The organism is Streptomyces sp. NPDC059668 (assembly GCF_042734135.1).
In the GTDB taxonomy this organism is placed as follows: domain Bacteria; phylum Actinomycetota; class Actinomycetes; order Streptomycetales; family Streptomycetaceae; genus Streptomyces.
Window position 1 is genome coordinate 119880 of the sequence record NZ_JBHWEL010000006.1, and the last position, 19370, is coordinate 139249.

Sequence of the window (19370 nt, forward strand, 5' to 3'; positions counted from 1 at the left end):
GTCCGCCACGAAGGACCACGCCGGCCAGGGGGCAATTTCTTGAAACCCCCTGTCACGGCGTGCCGTCACCGCTCTACCATCGGCTTATCCGTAGCAGGCTCCCCTCCGTTTCTGCCCAACGGCTCGTCAGCGTGCGAGCCATCAGCCCTACGGAGCATCGGGGGATGCAGATGAACAGCGTTCCGCAGCACCTGCTGAGTGAGGACCGCCAGGAATACGAGCGGATCCTCGACGAGGCGCTGCGCTCCGCCCCGTACCGCCCGGAACTCGCCGCTGTCGGCCAGCGGCTCAACCCCGAGCAACTGCGCACCATGGCGCTCAACGCCACCGCACTGATCACGGCGGCCGCGACGACCGAGTACGCGCACTACGTGAAGGTCCGCGAGGAACTGCGCCACCCGGCGCCGTCCACCCCAGCCGTCAGCGAGGAGATCGGCTCCGCGGAGCCGGGTGCCGCCGCGGTGGGGCTCGCCACCACCATGGGAGAGGTCACCGAGACCGCCGGAGCCGGCGCCATCGCCGTCATCGCGGTGCTCGCTCCCGTTCTCGCCGGAACAGCAGCGGTGATCTTCCTGCTCGTCGGCTACCTGCTGAAGGTCCTCGACCCGGAGCAGACGTTCGCCCGGACCCTCCTGACCACCGGGTGGGTCTTCGGCGCGGTCACGGCGGCCGCGATACTGGTCGCCGCGGTCGGGCTGCTGCTGACCGCACTGCGCAACGGCTCGTCCTCGCTCCAGGCGGGGGCGCACGGCGAGCTCGACGAGGAGGTCGACCGCGCCAGGGAAGCCTGGCGGGACGCGCTGCTGGAGCGCGGCATCATGCCGTTCCTCCGGCACGCCCTCGCCGATCCCGGCGCGGCGGTGATGGACCGTCCGTCACCGACGCCCACGACCGGCCGCATGCCGCATCTCGGGTACAACCGGCCGGGGTTCAGCAGTCCGGACGGGGGACCCGCGGCGGGCCCACGGCCGAGCTTCTCCAGCCCGGACTTCACGAGCCCGGACTTCGGGGGGCCCGAACACCAGCCGGAGTGACCCCCGGCGGGCCGACACCGGGGTGGCAGAAGGACCGGGCCCGCGCCTGCCGAAGCGCGGGCCCCGATCGGTGCCCGGCATGCCCGCGTACGGGCCGCCGGCCCGGCAGACCGGATCAGAGGATGCCCAGCCGACGGGCCGCCGTGACCCAGGCGGGGAACTCGGAGAGCAGCCGGTCGTACAGCTCCGGGTCCGGGAGGGCGCCGATGTCGTCCACGGCGAAGAAACCGACGTTGTCGACGCGCCGGTCCGGCAGTGTGTCGAACCGTTCCAGCACGCCGTAGTCGGACCGGCCCAGGCCCACGAACTGCCAGAAGATCGGCTCCTCCACCGCTTCGCGCAGTTGCCGCTCGATCTCGTTGTTGCGATAGACCCCTCCGTCGGAGAAGAACAGCACCAGGGTGGGATCGGCGGCCGGATTCTCCCTGACGTACGTACGCACCTCGGCGATCGCCTTCTGCTCCTCGTTCTGGATGCCGACCGTCCGCATGTCCACCTGCCCCGGCAGCAGTCCCTTCCGCGGCTTCCTGCTCCGCCGGAACAGGCTCAGCTCACCGACCCGGACGTGGAGCCTGAGCCACTCGGGCAACTCACCGAGGGTCAGGTCCGGCAGCCGGGCCGCATGGGAGGCGAACGTCCACGCCTGCATCGCGCCGTCGTCGTCCAACTGCGCGGCCACGGCGGCCATCCGCTCCACCACGTCCGCCACGACGCCCTTCGCGTACAGGAACGACATGGAGCCGGAGGCGTCCAGGATCAGCACCACACGCGCCGTGACGCCCTGCGCGCCGTGCTTCCGCAGGCTGACCGCCACCTGCTCCTTGCGCAGGGAGAGCCGCTTGCGCATGTCCACGGGAAGCCGCTCCTCGCCCGTGCCCGGACGTGCCGCGGGGGCCGGGAGAGTCGGGGGTGGCGGGGGTGCCGGAGGCATCTCGGGGGCCGGGGGAGCATGCGGGGGCGGAGGGGGCGGTACGGCGGCGGGCGGAACCACGGGTGGCGCCACCGGCGCCGAGGTGGCGAGGCCTGGTTCCTCGTCCACGCTGATGCCGAAGTCCGTGGCGAGTCCGGCGAGTCCCGACGCGTACCCCTGCCCGATCGCCCGGAACTTCCACTGTCCGCCGCGCCGGTACAACTCGCCGCCGATGAACGCCGTCTCCGTCGTCGCCTCCATCTCGAAGCGCGCGAACTCCCGCTGCGTCCCGGCGTCGAGCAGCCGCAGCGTCAGCCCGGACAGCTGACCGAAGGTGCCGCCGTCGGCCGAGGCGCCCAGCACGACCCGCTCGATCCCCGGTTCCAGCGAGCGGAGGTCCACCTCGACCGTGTCGGTCGTGACACCGGCGTCCCGTCGCTTGCCCAGGTGGCGTACGGCACCGGAGACGTGCCGTGGCTGGTTGTAGAAGACGAAGTCCCCGTCGCCCCGCACGCGACCGTCCGCACCGAGCAGCAGGGCCGAGGCGTCCGCGTCCGGCGCGCCGGCCCCTCCCGTCCAGACGAGCACGGCCCGTACGGCCCCGACGGCCACCGGCAGGTTGGCGCCCTTGCTCATGGATGTCGATGTCATGGTCCCAGTCTGCCGACAGAACCCGGCCGTCCGTGGTGGCGGACTCCCGCACGTGGCGGTCCGACGGGGTGGTGCCGTCCCCTCCGCGGTCTTCGGGGAGGACGGTGTCCAGGGTCCACCGGACCCTGAACACCCTTCGACGGACCGTCGGAGCGTCAGTCCGCCAACGGCAGGTACACCCGGTTCCCGCTCGCCGCGAACTCCTTCGACTTCTGGAGCATCCCCTCGGCGATCTCCTCGGGCGAGGCTCCCTCGGCCGCGGAACCACCGAACTGCTCGGCGATGTTCTGGCTGATCTTCATGCTGCAGAACTTCGGGCCGCACATGGAGCAGAAGTGCGCCGTCTTGGCGGGCTCGGCCGGCAGTGTCTCGTCGTGGAACTCGCGTGCCGTGTCGGGGTCGAGGGCCAGATTGAACTGGTCCTCCCAGCGGAACTCGAAGCGGGCGTCGGACAGCGCGTCGTCCCATTCCTGCGCGCCCGGGTGCCCCTTGGCGAGGTCCGCCGCGTGGGCCGCGATCTTGTAGGTGATGACGCCGGTCTTGACGTCGTCACGGTTGGGCAGACCCAGGTGCTCCTTGGGTGTGACGTAGCAGAGCATGGCCGTGCCCCACCAGGCGATCATCGCGGCACCGATGCCGGAGGTGATGTGGTCGTACGCCGGCGCGACGTCCGTCGTCAGCGGGCCGAGCGTATAGAACGGAGCTTCATCACAGATCTCCTGCTGAAGGTCGATGTTCTCCTTGATCTTGTGCATCGGGACATGTCCCGGGCCCTCGATCATCGTCTGTACCTGAAAACGCTTCGCGATCGTGTTGAGTTCCCCGAGCGTCCTCAACTCGGCGAACTGAGCGGCGTCGTTGGCGTCCGCGATCGAACCGGGCCGGAGCCCGTCGCCGAGCGAGTACGTGACGTCGTACGCGGCGAGGATCTCGCAGAGCTCCTCGAAGTTCTCGTAGAGGAACGACTCCCGGTGGTGGGCCAGGCACCAGGCCGCCATGATCGAGCCGCCGCGCGAGACGATGCCGGTCTTGCGGTTGGCGGTGAGCGGTACGTACGGCAGTCGCACGCCCGCGTGGACCGTCATGTAGTCCACACCCTGTTCGGCCTGTTCGATGACCGTGTCCTTGTAGATCTCCCAGGTCAGCTCCTCGGCACGGCCGTCGACCTTCTCCAGTGCCTGGTAGAGGGGCACCGTGCCGATGGGGACGGGGGAGTTGCGCAGGACCCATTCCCGCGTGGTGTGGATGTTGCGGCCGGTGGACAGGTCCATGACCGTGTCGGCGCCCCAGCGGGTCGCCCAGGTCATCTTCTCGACCTCTTCCTCGATGGAGGAGGTGACCGCGGAGTTGCCGATGTTGGCGTTGACCTTCACCAGGAACCGCTTGCCGATGATCATCGGCTCGATCTCGGGGTGGTTGACGTTTGCGGGCAGCACCGCACGGCCCGCGGCGATCTCCTCGCGGACGACCTCGGGGTCGACGTTCTCGCGGACCGCCACGAACTCCATCTCCGGTGTGATCTCTCCGCGGCGTGCGTACCCGAGCTGGGTGACCGCCGTTCCGGGGCGACCCCGGCGCGGCTGGCGCGGACGGCCCGGGAAGACCGCGTCGAGGTTGCGGAGGCCGCCTCGCGGCGCGGTGTGCTTGATCCCGTCGTCCTCGGGGCGGACCGGACGGCCCGCGTACTCCTCGGTGTCGCCCCGGGCGACGATCCAGTGCTCGCGCAGTGGAGCGAGTCCCCTGCGCACGTCCGTGTCGACGGTCGGATCCGTGTACGGGCCGGAGGTGTCGTACAGCGTGACGGACCGCCCGTTGGTGAGGTGCACCTGACGGACCGGCACCCGCAGGTCGGGGCGCGAACCCCCGACGTATGCCTTGTGCCACCCGATGGACTGCCCGGTCCCCGGGGGCTGTTCGCCCAGGGACGCGGCCGACGGCTCGTCCGTCTGGCTGGAGGCAGGCGTGCGAACGTCCTTGTTGGTCATGAGACCTACTCCCTACGCCGGCATTACCCGGTAACAGGTTCAGCGGTCGACGCAGCGGCTTCCGTCCGCCGATGTTTCATGTGAAACATCGCTGAGACGAAGGTCAGCGCCCTCTCAGCCCGGTGCTCCGAGCTCCCGCGTGTGCAAAGGTGCTTCCACGCTAGCGTCATGTCTGGCGCGGTGAACAGAGGGCCCTCGCCGTTCTTGCGATGATCGGTCGGTGACCACGATGCAGCAGCCCCCGTTCCCGCCGTCCGAGCCGCGGCGCGGCCCCGGCGACGGCCATGGCTCCGGAGACGGCCACGGGTACGGGCCGGGGGACGCCAACGGACCGGGCGGTGGGCACGGATGGGCCGACACCGACGGGTCCGGCGGCGCCAACGGATCGGGGGAGGGGCACGGGCACGGACCGGGCCCCCTTCCCGGGCAAGGGCACTCGCACAGTCACAGTCACGGCCCCGCCACACCCGTCTCCAAGCATCTGCGCAAGGTCATCGCGGCCGTGCTGATCCCCTTCGCCGCGGCGGTCGTCGTGGGCCTCGTGGTGCTCTGGCCCGGCGGCGCCCCGTCGCACGAGCGCACCGGTGTCGGCTTCGACCGGCAGAGCCAGCAGGCCACGGTCACCAAGATCGACCAGGTGGACTGCAAGTCGGTGAACGCCTCGGGGGAGACCCCGACCGGCGACACCTCCACCGCCGAGGGTTCCTCCGCCCAGCAGCAGGCGACGGGCGAGTGCAAGAAGGCGACGGTCCGGGTGGACACCGGCAAGGACAAGGGCCGTACGTTCACGGAGATCGTCCAGCCGGACCAGTCACGGCAGTTGCACCAGGGCGAGAAGGTCGTGGTCGCGTACGAGCCCTCGGCGCCCAAGGATCTGCAGTACTCGGTCACCGACGTGAACCGGAAGTTCCCGATGGCGCTGCTCGCCGGGATCTTCGCACTGGCCGTCGTGGTGGTGGGCCGGATGCGCGGCCTCATGGCACTGATCGCGCTGGCCGTCAGTTTCCTCATCCTGACGTTCTTCATCCTGCCCGCCATCCTGGAGGGGGCGAACCCCCTGGTCGTGGCGGTGGTCGGGGCGAGCGCCATCATGCTGATCGCCCTCTACATGTGCCATGGTCTGTCCGCCCGTACGTCGGTGGCCGTGCTCGGCACACTGCTCTCGCTGGTGCTGATCGGTGTACTCGGTTCGGTGTTCATCGGCTGGGCGGCCCTGACCGGCAACACCGACGACAACACCGGTCTGATCCACGGCCTGTACCCGTCCATCGACATGAGCGGTCTGCTGCTCGCGGGCGTGATCATCGGCTCGCTCGGTGTGCTCGACGATGTGACGGTGACACAGACCTCGGCGGTCTGGGAGCTGCACGAGGCGAATCCCACCATGGGCTGGCGGGGCCTGTACCGCGCGGGCATCCGGATCGGCCGTGACCACATCGCCTCGGTCGTGAACACGCTCGTCCTGGCGTACGCGGGTGCCGCGCTGCCGCTGCTGTTGCTCTTCTCGATCGCGCAGAGCAGCGTCGGCGCGGTCGCCAACAGCGAACTGGTCGCCGAGGAGATCGTGCGCACCCTGGTCGGCTCGATCGGTCTGGTCGCCTCGGTGCCCGTCACCACCGCGCTGGCGGCCCTGGTGGTCTCGGCGGACCGTCCCGGGGCCCGGATCGCCCCCACGGCGGCCACAGGGCCGCCGGCGCCCGTACAGGAGCCCTCGGGGGGCCGGGGGCCGGTGCGGGGCGGCAAGGGCCGTCGCCGCAAGCACTGAGGCCTCCGCGCACCCGCCACGGGTGTGCGGAGGAGTTTCCCCAGGGATGTGCGGAAGCGTTCCTCCACGGGGGCGCGGGTCGTTTTTTCAGCCCGCGCTCTGCTCCTCCGCCAGGATGCGGTCCAGCGCCTCGTCGAGGTGGGTGTCGAAATCCGCGAGGGAGCGTTCCTGTCCCAGCGGTACGAGTTTGTCGGTGCGGTCGAGGAAGGCCACCAGGGGCGCCGCGCCGGACCGGAACAGGGCGTGGTCACCGCCCACCTGAAGCCGGATCAGCACCTCGCCGAACGCGTCCGGATCGGCGGGCGCGATGTGCACATCGCCGTCACCGCACGGCCGGCCCACGCCGTCGATCAGCAACTCCCGCCCGAAGGCCCAGGTCACGGGCGCGTCACCGGGCAAGTGGAAGGTCAGCCGCACGGCGTAGGGATCACAGGTCTCGTAGCGCAGCTCCACCGGGATGCGGAAGGACAGCTCCTCCGACACGAGGAAGCTCATCATGACCTCTGCCTGTACCGACTCGCGCATCGCCTACCCCGTCGTTTGCCGTCGACTGGCCAGGAATCGTCCCCCTGACACTGCTGAAATCTTGCTCAACGTACACAACAGATCACAAGGAGTGAGTTTTCAGATGCTGATAGAGATCGCGAGTGACCCCAGTAGTCTGCCGATCTCACCTTGCAATTGTCGTGCCGCCGGTAGCAGTCGGTCGGCCTGGTGGACAGGGAGAGAAATGGCCATCGTCGCGGCGGTCGTCCCCGCGGTGATGGGCAGCGCGGCACACACCGTCCCCAGCGCGTACTCCTGCCGCTCGGTGACGGGATCCATCCGTCCCGTCCGCTCCAGACGTCGCAACAGACCGGCCTCGTCACGCACCGTGTACGGGGTGAGCGACCGCACGGGATAGCGGTCGAGGTGGTCCCGGCGGGCCCGCTCGTCGAGCTGGGACAGCAGACACTTGCCGATCGCGTGGGCGTGCCCGGTCTCCCTGAAGTCGGCCCACTCCTCCACCGCCGGACTCCCTGGGGTGGCCGCGACGCACATGACCTCGATCTCGCCGTCGCGGTAGACCGCGTAGTACACGGGCGCACCGATCGAGTCCCGGAACCGGGCGAGCGCGTCGCTCACCGTGCTGCGACGTTTCTGCTGGGCTCCGCTGCTGCTCAACCGCTCGGCTGCCTCACCGAGGAAGAACAGACCCTTCTCCCGGCACAGATAGCCCTCGTGGACCAGGGTGCGCAGCAGGTGGTACGCCGTGGGCAGCGCGAGTCCGGCCTCCCGGGCGAGCTGTTTCGCGGGGGCTCCGTGCTCACGCGCGGCGACGGCCTCCAGGAGACGCATCGCCCGTTGCACGGACCCGATCAGGGTCGTGGGGTGCGGCTCCGCGGGCGCGGCCTCCAGGCGGCCGGTCCGCGCGGCCGGCAACGGTGCGCGGATCTCCGCGGGCGAGGAGCGCGGCTGGGCCGGCGGGGCGTAGGAGGCGGCGGAGGCACTGGACCGCTGGACGGGTGGAGTGAGTGATTCTGCGGGTGCGGTGTCGACCGTGGCCAAGGGGCACTCCCGAAGCGCGAGGGGAACCGCCCGTGCGGGGGGACACGGGAGGGGGCGCTGCCCGCGGGGAGTCGGCCCCGCGTCGAATTCCGGACTTTAACCGCCTGCCACCGCTCACAGACGGCCCCGCCGGAAAACTTCCCTCGGCCGAGGGAACCTGGAGTTCCCTTTGCCCACCTGCCGTTACCCGCGACTCACCCGGTGGTGCGTCACCAGTCGCCGCGTGAGGACGAACTCGACGTGAACTTGCGCACCACGTAGATCAGGCCGCCGACGAGCGCGACGAACACCAGCGCCTTGAAGAGCAGGCCGATCACCACGGTGAGCACACTCACTATCACCGTGCCGAACACGACCAGAGCGATGACCGGCACCGCGATCCACTTCACCCACCACGGCATCCCGTTGAAGATCTCTCGCATCGCCCTTGTCCTTGCCTCTCTTCGCCCGTCGTCCCAAGTCCGGGACTCCGATTCCGGGTTCTCCGACTGTCCTGCGTTCGATGCTAGGGCCCAGAGGGGCGGCTGCGGGCGTCTCGCACCCCTTGTCCTCCCCTGACCGTTCCCCTAGGGAACCCTGAGACCGGGCTCAGCTCTCCGGTGGAGAGAACATCACCAGCACCCGCAGGTCCTCGGTGATGTGGTGGAACTTGTGGGCGACGCCCGCGGGGACGTAGACGACGCTGCCGCGCGCCACCTGGGTGGTCTCCAGGCCGACCGTGATCGCGGCCCGGCCGCTCGCCACGAAGTACACCTCGTCCTGCTGGTGGGGCTGCTGGGAGTCGCGCTCGCCCGCGTCGAGGGCGTACAGGCCGACCGACATGTTCCGCTCGCGCAGGAACTGCAGATAGGCGCCGTCGTTGGCGGCGCGCTCCGCCTCCAGTTCGTCCAGCCGGAATGCCTTCATCGTCCTCGTCCGCTCCCGTGCTCAGCGGGCTGTCCACAGCCCTGCTCGCCAGTCGATCTCTTCTGCCACGATCAGACACATGAAGAATTTCGTAGTCAAGACGATCGCCAACGCCGGGGCCCTGGCCGTGGCCGTATGGGTACTCGACAAGATCACCCTGACAGGTGACAGCACCGGCAAGAAGGTCGGCACACTGCTGCTCGTCGCACTGGTCTTCGGGCTGGTGAACTTCCTGGTCAAGCCGATAGTAAAGATCCTGACCTTCCCGCTGTTCATTCTCACGCTCGGTCTGATCACCCTCGTGGTCAACGCCCTGATGCTGCTGCTCACCTCGTGGCTGGCCGACAAACTGGACCTGAGCTTCCACGTCGAGGGCTTCTGGACGGCCGTCCTGGGCGGCCTGATCATCTCGGTGGTGTCCTGGGCGCTCAATGTGGTCCTTCCCGACGGCGACGACGACTGAGAGAGCCCGATGTCCTATCGCGTCTGCTTCGTCTGTACCGGCAACATCTGCCGCTCCCCCATGGCCGAGTCCGTTTTCCGTGCTCGCGTCGAGGAGGCCGGACTCGACGGCGTGATCGAGGTCGACAGCGCGGGCACGGGCGGCTGGCACGAGGGCGACGGTGCGGACTCCCGCACCGTCGCCGTGCTGGAGGCGGCCGGCTACGGGAGCGACCACACGGCCCGTCAGTTCCGCGCCGCGTGGTTCTCCCGTCTCGACCTCGTCATCGCCCTGGACTCCGGCCACCTGCGGGACCTGCGCCGTCTCGCGTCCACTCCGGAGGACGCGGACAAGGTCCGTCTGCTGCGGTCGTACGACCCCGCGGCGGGCGACGATCCGGACGTCCCCGATCCGTATTACGGACGTCTGAGCGATTTCGAGGAGTGTCTTGAGATGGTGGAGGCGGCGAGCCATGGACTGCTCGCCGCTGTTCAGCAGGAACTGAAGGGACGGGCGGCATGACGTCAGGGGATTTCGTCACAGGTAGCGGCGACGGCACACGCGCGGTGCGGGCGGGGCTGCCCGAGCCCGTCAAACACGAGCCGACCCTGCCGGGTCCGGTCTTCGCCGCGCATTTCCATCTGCCGGGCGATCCGACCGGCCCGTACACCTACGGCCGTGACGAGAACCCGACCTGGACGCTTCTGGAGCGTGCCATCGGCGAGCTGGAGGCACCGGGCCAGGAGGGCGTGACCACACTCGCCTTCCCCTCCGGGATGGCCGCCATCTCCGCGGTGCTCTTCTCGCAGCTGCGGGCCGGGGACGTGGTGGTCCTGCCCGACGACGGCTACCAGGTGCTGCCACTGGTCCGCGAGCAGCTCACCGCGTACGGCATCGAGGTGCGTACCGCGCCGACCGGCGGTGACGCACAGCTCGGCGTCCTCGACGGCGCCAAGCTCCTGTGGATCGAGACCCCTTCGAACCCGGGTCTCGACGTGTGCGACGTACGACGGCTCGTCGAGGCGGCCCACGCCCAGGGCACCCTCGTCGCCGTCGACAACACCCTGGCCACGCCGCTCGGACAGCGGCCGCTGGAGCTGGGAGCCGACTTCTCGGTGGCCAGCGGAACGAAGATGCTCACCGGGCACGGCGACATCCTCCTGGGATACGTCACCGCGCTCGACGCCGGTGCGATGGCGCCCGTGCGGCGCTGGCGGAAGATCGTCGGGGCGATCCCCGGCCCCATGGAGGCCTGGCTGGCCCACCGCTCACTGGCCACCCTCCAGTTGCGCGCCGACCGGCAGAACGCCAACGCACTGGTCATCGCCGAGGCACTGCGGGGCAGGCCCGAGGTGACCGGGCTGCGCTATCCGGGCCTGCCCGACGACCCCTCGCACAAGATCGCCTCGCAGCAGATGCGGCGCTTCGGATGCGTGGTCTCCTTCACGCTGTCCACGCGCGCACGTGCCGACCGGTTCCTCGACGCGCTGCGTCTGGTGGACGACGCGACGAGCTTCGGAGGGGTGCGGTCCACCGCGGAGCGGCGCGGCCGATGGGGCGGCGACGCGGTGCCGGAGGGCTTCATCCGCTTCTCGGCCGGCGCCGAGGACCCGGAGGACCTGGTGGCGGACGTGCTCCGCGCACTCGACGAGTCCGCGGATTGACCTCATGCTGAGCGGTCATTGACCTCTTGCTGAGCGGTCGGTGACTAGGCTGCGCCCTGCGTCCGACCGTCCGCTCGGCGCCTCGCTCCGTACGACGGACGGTCCGAGCCTCCCCCCTCGTGGCTCGGACCGTCCCGGTTCTTTGCGCTAAGAACCGCGCGAACAAGGCTAGTTGACTCTGTGTCAGTGTCCAATCACAGTAGCGACAGCGACCTATCGACTTATTTATAGTTGGGGCCCGGTCGGGAGTGCTGGGAAAGGAGGGGCAGCATGGATTTGGCCCTGCTGCGGACGTTCGTGACCGTGCACCGGGCCGGTTCCTTCACTCGTGCCGCCGCGCTGCTCGGCCTCTCCCAGCCTGCGGTCACCTCGCAGATACGCACCCTGGAACGGCAGTTGGGGAGGCCGCTCTTTCTGCGCCAGGCCCGCGGTGTGACGCCCACGACGATCGGGGACGAGCTCGCGCACAAGGCCGCGCCCCATCTCGACGCCCTGGTGGAGATCGCCGAGGCAGGGCTCGACGAGGACTCGTCGCTGCGTACCCTCCATCTCGCCGGGCCCCCGGAGTTCACCGCAGAGCGGGCGCTGCCCGCCCTGACCGAGCTGACGGGCGACGACGGGCAGGGATTCGCGCTGCGTGCCTCGTTCGGCAACGCCGAGGAGACGTTGGAGGGGCTGGCCGCCGGGCACCATGATCTGGCCATCACCACGGCCCGTCCGCGTGGGGCTCTGCTCACCGCGACCCCGCTCTGCGACGAGGAGCACGTCCTGGTGGCGGCTCCGCGCTGGGCCGCCCGCATCAGTCCCGGAAGGCTCCGCCGCAAGGGCTCGCCGGTCCTGGACAACTTCCCCGTGGTCGAGGTCCACGAGTCGCTGCCGCTGGTGGCCCGCTACTGGGCCGCCGTCTTCGACTCCCGTCCGGCCGCCTCGGGCACGGTGGTCGTCCCCGATCTGCGCGCCGTGCTCGCCTGTGCCGTCACCGGCGCGGGACTCGCGGTGCTGCCGCGATACCTGTGCGCCGAATCCCTGGAGCGCGGAGACGTCGTGGCGCTCCTCGACCCGGTGGTGCCTCCGCTGCGTACGTACTTTCTGGTGGTCCGCACCGGCACGCTGGCCATGCCGCACATCGCTCGGGCCTACGAATGGCTGCTGCGGGCCGCGGCGGACTGGAGCTGAGGTGACCGGCCCCGGGCGCCTTCCGCGGTGCGAGGAGACCCGGCCCCGGGCGCCTTCCACGGTGCTCGGATGGCGCTCCTCGAACGGTTCTTCCGAAGCCCTCGAGGGTCCAGGATGTTTCACGTGGAACCTGCCGGGCCACATTCCTCCCATGACCGTCCGACCCGTGGTCAAGCGCACCGCCCGTGCCATCCTGCTCGATGGCGACGACCTGATTCTGATCAAACGCACCAAGCCTGGTGTCGATCCCTACTGGCTCACACCGGGCGGTGGGGTCGAACCGGAGGACACGACCGTCATCGACGCACTTCACCGTGAGGTCCACGAGGAACTCGGCGCGAAGGTCACCGACGTGGTGCCCTGCTTCGTCGACACGGTCGAGCACATCGGCGACGACGGCGGCTCCACCGGCGTGAAGGTGCAGCACTTCTTCGTCTGCCGTCTGGAATCCATGGATCCGGCCCTGCGGCACGGCCCCGAGATGGACGAGCCCTGCGGCGAGTACGAGATCGTGCGGGTGCCCTTCACCCGGGTCGGTATCGCCTCCGTCCACCTCGTACCGCTTTCCCTGCGCCACTATCTCGACGGGAACATCGAAGGCGTACGGGCCATGCACGCGCCCGACCTGGGCTGACGTCCTCTGGCCGCACGACTTCGCGCTCGCCCCCGGCAGTGCGCGCTCTCGGATCAGTCCCCGGCCCCGACGAGTTCCTCGACCGAGTCGTGGCGGATGCGGTCCGACGGGATGCCGGCGTCCCTCAGCGCGTCCATCCCGCTGCGGATCATGCCCGGCGGCCCGGAGAGATAGGCGTCGTACTCGTTCCACGGTCCGTACTCACGCACGGCGTCGGGCAGGTGGAGATGGGCCTGGTGGTCCACGATCGGACGGACGGCGAGCCAGGGGTGGCTCTGCTGAAGCCGCAGCATCGTGTCGATGTCGTACAGGTCGTGATCGGTGCGGGCACCGTAGAAGACCTCGACCGGGCGCCGCTCCCCGTGCTCGGCGACGTCCTCGACCAGCGCCTTGATGGGCGCGATGCCGGTACCGCCGCCTAGACAGAGCAACCCGCTGTCGCTGCTGTGGTCGACGGTCATCGATCCGGCCGGCGGCCCGAGACGGATGATGTCGCCGGGACGCGCACGGTGCACCAAGGCGTTGGACACCCACCCCGCCGGAACCGCCTTCACATGGAACGACAGCAGTCCGTCGGACCGGGGCGCGGAGGCGAACGAGTAGTGCCGCCAGATCCGGGGCCACCACGGTGTCTCCAGGCTCGTGTACTGCCCGGCGAGGAAAGGATACGGCTGGTCCGGTCGCACGGTGATGACGGCGACGTCAGGGGTCCTGAGATCGTGCGCGACCACCTCGGCGTACCACCAGGCCGGGGCCCTCAGCTCGTCCGAGGCCGCCGCGTCGATCATGACCTGGGAGATGGTCGTGTACGCGCGCACCCAGGCCGCCTCGGTCTCGGCGTCCCAGATCGCCGAGGCGAACCGGCTGAGCGAGCCGATGAGGCACTCGCCGACGGCCGGGTAGTGCTCGGGCCGGGTGCCGTACTTGCGGTGACCACGCCCGAGGTTCTGCAGATAGTCGACGAGCACCGGCGTGTTGTCGATGTGCTCGGCGGCGGTCAGCAGCGCCTTGAGCAGACGGTCCCGCTGGGTGTCCATCGCGGCGGGGAACAGCGACCGGAGATCCGGGTGCCGTACGAAGAGCAGCGCGTAGAAGTAGGAGGTGACCTTGTCGGCGACGGGGCCGACCTCGGCCATGGTCCGGCGGATGAGTACGGCGTCGGGGGACGGCTCCGCGACGGCCGCGGGCCTTCCCGCGGGCACCGACGGACGGATCGGTCCCGGTTGCGTGGGGACGGGAGGCCGGACCGCGGCGGGTTCCGCCGGCGGCACGCTCCCCGGTCCCCGCATCGCCGGTGCCTGGAAGGCCGTGGCAGCGTCCCGGACGGGCTCCGGAGCCCCCTGAGCCGCGACTCGCTGCACCGCGTCCTCAAGAGCGGATATTCGCCTCTGTGCGCCCGTCTCCTCGCCTGGGCGACCGGCTTGGGCCACGGGGCTGTCGGAGCTTCCCTCCGCCGCCCCGGGCTCGGTGGAGCGGCCCACGGGGCGCAACGCGGCCAGCCGGCTGGCTCCTTCGGCCTCCCGCTCTCTGTCGGCGGGGGTCGGTGCGGGTTCCTTGCGCGGCGTGAACCAGCCGCTCCCGCCATTTCCTCCGGAAGTGCCGTTGTCGGCCGACGTGGTGGTCGGAGCGTCCATACTGTGCCTCGCCTCGAACATCTTTCGGTCGGTCTATGCACTTCCGCGTTCGGAAAATGCCTGCTTTCCCCCGTAGACGGCTTGCTCTCCTGCCCCGTTCAGTCCTCTGACCAATGCGGCCACATTCAATCCAGGCTTTCGCACGGCGCGGACAAGTAAGGCGAGAACGTGACATTGACCGCATCGCCCTCACCGCAGCATCCCACTCCGCGTCAACGCCCGTCCGCATAACGGAAAATTCGGGTCTCGATCTTTCCGTCCCGTTACGCTGCATTGGCCTGCGTTCACGCCCCACGACATGCCCGCACATCGCGGCACCGCGAACCGGAGTCGACCATACCGGCAGTCGCCCCACAGACAAGTCGGCTCTTCCCTCGAAGTGATCGAACGAGGTACCGCCCATCAATTCCTTTGATTACAGGGCCTGTCGGACCAATTCATAGGCGTCCCGCAGACTCCGTCCCATGTAGGAGTGCGTGGCGAGGCCGGCCAGATGCCGGTCCGCGTTGATGGCCACGGACACCGGCACCGTCTCGAACAGGTCCTTGTCCGAGAGCGAGTCGCCGTAGGCGACGCAGTCGGCCCGCCTCACCCCGAACTCTTCACAGAGCCGGTTCGCGATCTGCACCTTCGCCGCCGCGCTGAGAATGCCGGCGAGGTCGACGGGCTCCGTGAAGGGCAGGGCCGGGTAGCGCGAGCCGTAGGCCGCGTGCGCGCCCCACGTCGTCAGCCGCTCGACGAAGAAGGAGGGCGAGAGCGAGATCACGGCGCAGTAGTCCCCGTTGTCCCTGATCTCGTCCCAGACCTCCTCGATGCCGGACAGCCAGGGCGCTTGTTCGAAGGCCGTGGCCACATGCGCGTCCGTGAGCTGTGCCCACAGGGCGTACACCCGCGTGGCGTATTCCGGAGGGTCGATGTGTCCTGCCGAGATCGCTTGCTCGATCGCGATGGTCTCGGCCTCCAGACCGATCTGCCGCGAGATCTCCAGGGGTGCGGAACTCCCGTACAACAGTGTTCCGTCGAGGTCGAAGAGATGAAGGCGTGCCATGCGAGCCGAGGCTAGTGGCAGAGCCGTCTTCGCTGTTTCACGTGAAACGTCCGTACGCGCCCGGTAGCGAGGGGACGACGTGGCCAAAAGCGCATGCGTCCGCGCGCAAACAGGTGGACGTCAGGGGTCCGTGTCGGACAGCCTGACCTGCGTGTCGACACCTTCCCCCCTTGCTCTGCCCATCCGTCGCCTGACGCTCCGCGATCTCACCGCCTGCGCCGACTTGTCCGAGGACCGGGGGTGGGCCCGCGAAGAACACAAATGGGGTCTGCTTCTGACAGCGGGGAAGGGATACGGCATCGACGCTCCGGACGGCGGCCTGGTCACCGCGTGCGTGGTGACCGAGTACGGCACGCCGGGCCGGCCCGATCTGGGGGCGATCGGAATGGTGCTGGTGGCGAAGCGATATGCCCGCCAGGGCGTCGGCCGACGGTTGATGCGCCATGTGGTGGCGGGGACGGGCCTCACCTCACTGACCCTGCACGCGACGCCTTATGGGCAGCCGCTCTACGAGGAGCTCGGCTTCAAGGTCACGGGCCGCGCCGAGATGGTCCTCGGACCGTTCGTCCTCGACGGACCGGCCCCAGAGGTCTCCACACGCCCGGCGGGCGCCGAGGACCTTACCGGGATCCTCCGGCTCGACGCGGAGGTCTTCGGCCTCGACCGCACGCACATGATCACGCGTCTTCCCGCCTTCTCCGACCAGCTGCGCGTCGCCGAGGAGAACGGCCGGATCACCGGCTACGCGGCCGCCTGGCCCAACATGGACACCCATGTCGTAGGTCCCCTGATCGCCCGCGACACGGAGACCGCGAAGGCACTCGTCACCTCACTGGCCGCCCGTACCGACCGGCATCTGCGTACGGACATCGACGTACGGCACGAAGAACTGCTGTCCTGGGTGAAGGCGTGCGGCCTGGAAACCGTCGGATTCAACGCCGTGATGGCGTACGGGATCTCGGAGCTGCCCGGCGACTGGACGCGGCGCTTCGCGCCGTTGACCGTCGCGGCCGGCTGAGGAACCACCTGACGCGGCAGGGCGCTTCCCCGGCGCGGAAGTGCCGTCCCCCGCATCTGCTGGGGACGGCACTTAGGCGAGGGGCGCGATCAGGCGAGAGCGTCCACGGCGGCGACGGCGAACCCGTGGTCCTGCTCCGGCGCTCCACCGCCGACACCGATGGCACCGATCAGACGCCCGTCACGGTGGACCGGCACACCGCCGGCTATGAACAGCAACGGGCGGTCGAGCGCGGTGGGCAGCGTGTGGAAGAGGCCGCCGGGCTGGACCGCGTCGACGAGGTCGGCGGTGGCCGAGTCCAGCTGGAGGGCCGTGTAGGCCTTGCGGGTGCTGGTCTCGCCGGAGATCAGGACGGCCCGGTCGTCGCGCCGGAAGGCGAGCAGATGACCGCCCGCGTCGAGGACGGTGACACTGACCGTGACTCCGGCCTCCTCGGCGGCCCGGCGGGCCGCGGAGAGGAGAACCTCGGCGTCCTCGATGGTCAGGGGGGCGACAGCGGTGACGGTGGTGGTGGCGCTCATGAAGGGCTTTCTCCTTGTGGGGGTGTACTCGGCCTGGGCCTGCCGGGGGACCGGGTCGGTCGTCGCCGGTGGCCGTCTGGCGGTGAGTGGGCGAGCCGGTGGGCTCAGTGGTGGACGGCGGTCCGCCGCTCGGCGGACGCGCCTTCGGTGACGACGGCGCCGGGGGCGGCCGACCGGCGCTCCAGCGCGGCCGAGAGGATCGCGAGGACCAGGGCGCCGCCGGCCAGCGCGGCGCCGACCCAGTTGGGGGCCGTGTAGCCCAGGCCTCCCGCGATGACGATGCCGCCGAGCCAGGCCGAGAGGGCGTTGCCGAGGTTGAAGGCGCCGATGTTCACGGCCGAGGCCAGCGTGGGGGCGCCGTGCGCCTGGTCCAGGACACGCTTCTGGAGCGGTGGCACGGTCGCGAACCCGAGGGCGCCGATCAGAGCGATGGTGACCGCCGCGAGGATCTTGTTGTGCGCCGTCACGGTGAACAGCGCGAGCACGACGGCGAGGCCGCCCAGGGACGTGTACAGCATCGGCATCAGGGCCCGGTCGGCGAACCTGCCGCCGACGAGGTTCCCGCCGACCATGCCGAGGCCGAAGAGGACCAGCAGCCAGGTGACGGAGCTGTCGGCGAATCCGGCCACGTGGGTCATCATCGGCGCGATGTACGTGATGGCCGCGAAGACACCGCCGAAACCGAGCACGGTCATCGCCATGGCCAGCAGGACCTGGACGTTCTTGAAGGCGGCGAGTTCATGGCGCAGGCGGACGCCTTCGGGCTTCGGCATCTCGGGGACCAGCTTGGCGACGCCCAGCAGACCGATCACGCCGAGCGCCGCCACGCCCGCAAAGGTGACCCGCCAGCCCGCGGACTGACCGACCAGCGTGCCCAGCGGGACACCCACGACATTGGCGATGGTGAGCCCGCTGAACATCATGGCGATCGCGCCGGCCTTCTTCTCGGGCGCGACCAGCTCGGCGGCGACGACCGATCCGATGCCGAAGAACGCGCCGTGGGCGAGAGAGGCGACCACCCGGCCCACCAGCATCAGTCCGAAGACCGGCGCCACGGCGGAGAGCAGGTTGCCGAGGACGAAGAGCCCCATCAGCAGCATCAGCATCCGCTTGCGGGACACCTTCGTGCCGAGCGCGGTCATGATCGGGGCGCCGATCACGACGCCGAGGGCGTAGCCGGTCACCAGGAGCCCGGCGGTGGGGATGGAGACACCGAAATCGCCGGCGACCTCAGGCAGCACACCCATGATCACGAACTCGGTGGTTCCGATTCCGAAGGCCCCGATCGCGAGGGCCAGAAGCGCGAGAGGCATGGTGGGGTACACCTTCCCAGAAGATTGCAGGAGCGCTTTGCGTGCGTTCACAATAGTTGCAGGCGCGGGTTAAATGCAACAGCGGACTATTGCACCCGTGCCCTACCCTGGTGTCAGCCGCTCCGGGACGGAGGAACACGCCATGACAGCCACGGACCCCGCACTCACCGCCCTCGCGCAAGGGTGGTGCGCCCTCTCACTGCTGCACGGGAGGATCGAGGCCCACATCGAGCGCGCCCTGCAGGCCGGGCACGACCTGAGCGTGCGGGAGTACTCCCTGCTCGACGTGCTCAGCCGGCAGCACGACGGCGAGGGCGGCCATCTGCAGATGAAGCAGGTCGCGGATGCGGTCGTGCTCAGCCAGAGCGCCACCACCCGGCTCGTCACCCGGCTCGAGGACCGTGGGCTCCTGTCCCGCTATCTCTGCCCGACCGACCGCCGCGGCATCTACACGAACGTCAGCGAGGCAGGCCTCAAGCTGCTCGACGAGGCACGGCCCACCAATGACGCCGCCCTGCGCGAGGCACTCGACGAAGCGGCCGAGAACCCCGCGCTGGCACCGCTGGTCCGGGTCGTGGAATCGGCGAGCGTGCCCGCATAGGCCCTGCAGAGACGGCTTCCACCGCTGTATAGGCTGCGGCCATGGGAGATCTTGAGATCCGGCCGGCCGTCGCGGAAGACGTTCCCGCCATCGTCGCGATGCTCGCCGACGACATGCTCGGGGCGCAGCGGGAGTCGCCCGACGATCTGACCCCCTATCTGGCCGCGCTCGAACGGCTCAGCAAGGACCCCAACCAGCACCTGGTCGTGGCCGTGCGCGCGGGACAGGTCGTCGGCACCCTGCAACTCACCATCATTCCCGGACTGTCCCGCAAGGGCTCGACCCGTGCCCTCATCGAAGGGGTGCGGGTGCATACCGACGAACGCGGCAGCGGCCTCGGCACCCGGATCATCGAGTGGGCCGTCGACGAATCCCGGCGTCAGGAATGCCGGTTGGTCGAGCTGACCTCCGACGCCACTCGCACCGACGCCCACCGCTTCTACGAGCGGCTCGGCTTCACCGCCTCGCACGTAGGTTTCAAACTGGCGCTCTGAACGCAGCCGACCGCGACGCCCCGGGT

The 19370-nt window shown here is 69.5% G+C and carries 20 protein-coding genes and 1 riboswitch; of the genes, 10 read left to right on the forward strand and 10 right to left on the reverse strand.

The window, feature by feature from the left end; translation table 11 throughout:
• Window positions 1-164 precede the first annotated feature (164 nt).
• The gene (locus ACFV2J_RS07420) at window positions 165-1034 is read left to right on the forward strand and encodes a hypothetical protein (RefSeq protein WP_385083706.1); all 870 of its coding nucleotides are present in this window, start codon (window positions 165-167) and stop codon (window positions 1032-1034) included.
• A 115-nt stretch (window positions 1035-1149) separates the two neighbouring features.
• On the opposite strand, the gene ACFV2J_RS07425 is transcribed toward ACFV2J_RS07420, so the two are convergent.
• Window positions 1150-2595, reverse strand: a complete 1446-nt coding sequence (locus ACFV2J_RS07425) for a VWA domain-containing protein (RefSeq protein WP_385083707.1) — start codon at window positions 2593-2595, stop codon at window positions 1150-1152.
• A 155-nt stretch (window positions 2596-2750) separates the two neighbouring features.
• Complete coding sequence (gene thiC / locus ACFV2J_RS07430; protein WP_385083708.1) at window positions 2751-4580, reverse strand: phosphomethylpyrimidine synthase ThiC; 1830 nt, start codon at window positions 4578-4580, stop codon at window positions 2751-2753.
• Window positions 4573-4729, reverse strand: a riboswitch (TPP riboswitch). (Overlaps the previous gene by 8 nt.)
• A gap of 71 nt (window positions 4730-4800) precedes the next feature.
• On the opposite strand from thiC, the gene ACFV2J_RS07435 reads away from it, so the two are divergent.
• On the forward strand, window positions 4801-6345 hold the full coding sequence (locus ACFV2J_RS07435; protein ID WP_385083709.1) for a YibE/F family protein: 1545 nt from the start codon (window positions 4801-4803) through the stop codon (window positions 6343-6345).
• Between the two features lie 87 nt (window positions 6346-6432).
• Here the strand turns inward: ACFV2J_RS07435 and ACFV2J_RS07440 are convergent, their stop codons facing one another.
• The 4 genes from ACFV2J_RS07440 to ACFV2J_RS07455 all read right to left on the reverse strand — a co-directional run bounded on the left by ACFV2J_RS07440 (window position 6433) and on the right by ACFV2J_RS07455 (window position 8799).
• Window positions 6433-6870, reverse strand: coding sequence for an SsgA family sporulation/cell division regulator (locus ACFV2J_RS07440; protein WP_168529012.1), 438 nt, complete (start codon window positions 6868-6870; stop codon window positions 6433-6435).
• Between the two features lie 99 nt (window positions 6871-6969).
• On the reverse strand, window positions 6970-7767 hold the full coding sequence (locus tag ACFV2J_RS07445; RefSeq protein ID WP_385083725.1) for an IclR family transcriptional regulator: 798 nt from the start codon (window positions 7765-7767) through the stop codon (window positions 6970-6972).
• A 335-nt stretch (window positions 7768-8102) separates the two neighbouring features.
• Entirely contained in the window at window positions 8103-8315 is a 213-nt protein-coding gene (locus ACFV2J_RS07450; RefSeq protein ID WP_148009254.1) for a DUF5326 family protein, read from the reverse strand.
• A 166-nt stretch (window positions 8316-8481) separates the two neighbouring features.
• Complete coding sequence (locus ACFV2J_RS07455; RefSeq protein ID WP_385083710.1) at window positions 8482-8799, reverse strand: cupin domain-containing protein; 318 nt, start codon at window positions 8797-8799, stop codon at window positions 8482-8484.
• Window positions 8800-8878: 79 nt separating this feature from the next.
• Here ACFV2J_RS07455 and ACFV2J_RS07460 point away from each other — a divergent pair, with 79 nt between their 5' ends.
• The 5 genes from ACFV2J_RS07460 to ACFV2J_RS07480 all read left to right on the forward strand — a co-directional run bounded on the left by ACFV2J_RS07460 (window position 8879) and on the right by ACFV2J_RS07480 (window position 12715).
• Window positions 8879-9262 carry a phage holin family protein gene (locus tag ACFV2J_RS07460; RefSeq protein WP_385083711.1) on the forward strand — a complete coding sequence of 128 codons (384 nt, stop codon included), beginning with the start codon at window positions 8879-8881 and terminating at the stop codon, window positions 9260-9262.
• 9 nt (window positions 9263-9271) lie between these two features.
• Complete coding sequence (locus ACFV2J_RS07465; RefSeq protein ID WP_385437665.1) at window positions 9272-9763, forward strand: low molecular weight protein-tyrosine-phosphatase; 492 nt, start codon at window positions 9272-9274, stop codon at window positions 9761-9763.
• Complete coding sequence (locus tag ACFV2J_RS07470) at window positions 9760-10905, forward strand: cystathionine gamma-lyase (protein WP_385083712.1); 1146 nt, start codon at window positions 9760-9762, stop codon at window positions 10903-10905. Before ACFV2J_RS07465 ends, ACFV2J_RS07470 begins: the two co-directional genes overlap by 4 nt.
• A 270-nt stretch (window positions 10906-11175) precedes the next feature.
• Window positions 11176-12081, forward strand: coding sequence for a LysR family transcriptional regulator (locus ACFV2J_RS07475; protein WP_385083713.1), 906 nt, complete (start codon window positions 11176-11178; stop codon window positions 12079-12081).
• Between the two features lie 151 nt (window positions 12082-12232).
• A complete protein-coding gene (locus ACFV2J_RS07480; protein ID WP_385083714.1) occupies window positions 12233-12715 on the forward strand; it encodes an NUDIX domain-containing protein in 483 nt (160 codons plus the stop codon).
• Between the two features lie 53 nt (window positions 12716-12768).
• Here ACFV2J_RS07480 and ACFV2J_RS07485 read toward each other — a convergent pair whose 3' ends face one another.
• Both ACFV2J_RS07485 and ACFV2J_RS07490 read right to left on the reverse strand, forming a co-directional pair.
• A complete protein-coding gene (locus ACFV2J_RS07485) occupies window positions 12769-14349 on the reverse strand; it encodes a globin domain-containing protein (RefSeq protein WP_385083715.1) in 1581 nt (526 codons plus the stop codon).
• Between the two features lie 415 nt (window positions 14350-14764).
• Window positions 14765-15397, reverse strand: coding sequence for an HAD family hydrolase (locus ACFV2J_RS07490; protein WP_385083716.1), 633 nt, complete (start codon window positions 15395-15397; stop codon window positions 14765-14767).
• Window positions 15398-15548: 151 nt separating this feature from the next.
• Here ACFV2J_RS07490 and ACFV2J_RS07495 point away from each other — a divergent pair, with 151 nt between their 5' ends.
• Entirely contained in the window at window positions 15549-16415 is an 867-nt protein-coding gene (locus ACFV2J_RS07495) for a GNAT family N-acetyltransferase (RefSeq protein WP_385083717.1), read from the forward strand.
• 89 nt (window positions 16416-16504) lie between these two features.
• Here the strand turns inward: ACFV2J_RS07495 and ACFV2J_RS07500 are convergent, their stop codons facing one another.
• The gene (locus tag ACFV2J_RS07500) at window positions 16505-16936 is read right to left on the reverse strand and encodes a heme-binding protein (RefSeq protein WP_385083718.1); all 432 of its coding nucleotides are present in this window, start codon (window positions 16934-16936) and stop codon (window positions 16505-16507) included.
• Between the two features lie 104 nt (window positions 16937-17040).
• Complete coding sequence (locus ACFV2J_RS07505) at window positions 17041-18249, reverse strand: MFS transporter (protein WP_385083719.1); 1209 nt, start codon at window positions 18247-18249, stop codon at window positions 17041-17043.
• 142 nt (window positions 18250-18391) lie between these two features.
• Between ACFV2J_RS07505 and ACFV2J_RS07510 the strand changes: the two genes are divergently transcribed.
• Together ACFV2J_RS07510 and ACFV2J_RS07515 are read left to right on the forward strand one after the other, a co-directional pair.
• Window positions 18392-18850 carry a MarR family winged helix-turn-helix transcriptional regulator gene (locus ACFV2J_RS07510; RefSeq protein WP_266700257.1) on the forward strand — a complete coding sequence of 153 codons (459 nt, stop codon included), beginning with the start codon at window positions 18392-18394 and terminating at the stop codon, window positions 18848-18850.
• Window positions 18851-18891: 41 nt separating this feature from the next.
• Window positions 18892-19344 carry a GNAT family N-acetyltransferase gene (locus tag ACFV2J_RS07515; protein WP_385083720.1) on the forward strand — a complete coding sequence of 151 codons (453 nt, stop codon included), beginning with the start codon at window positions 18892-18894 and terminating at the stop codon, window positions 19342-19344.
• Window positions 19345-19370: the final 26 nt, after the last annotated feature.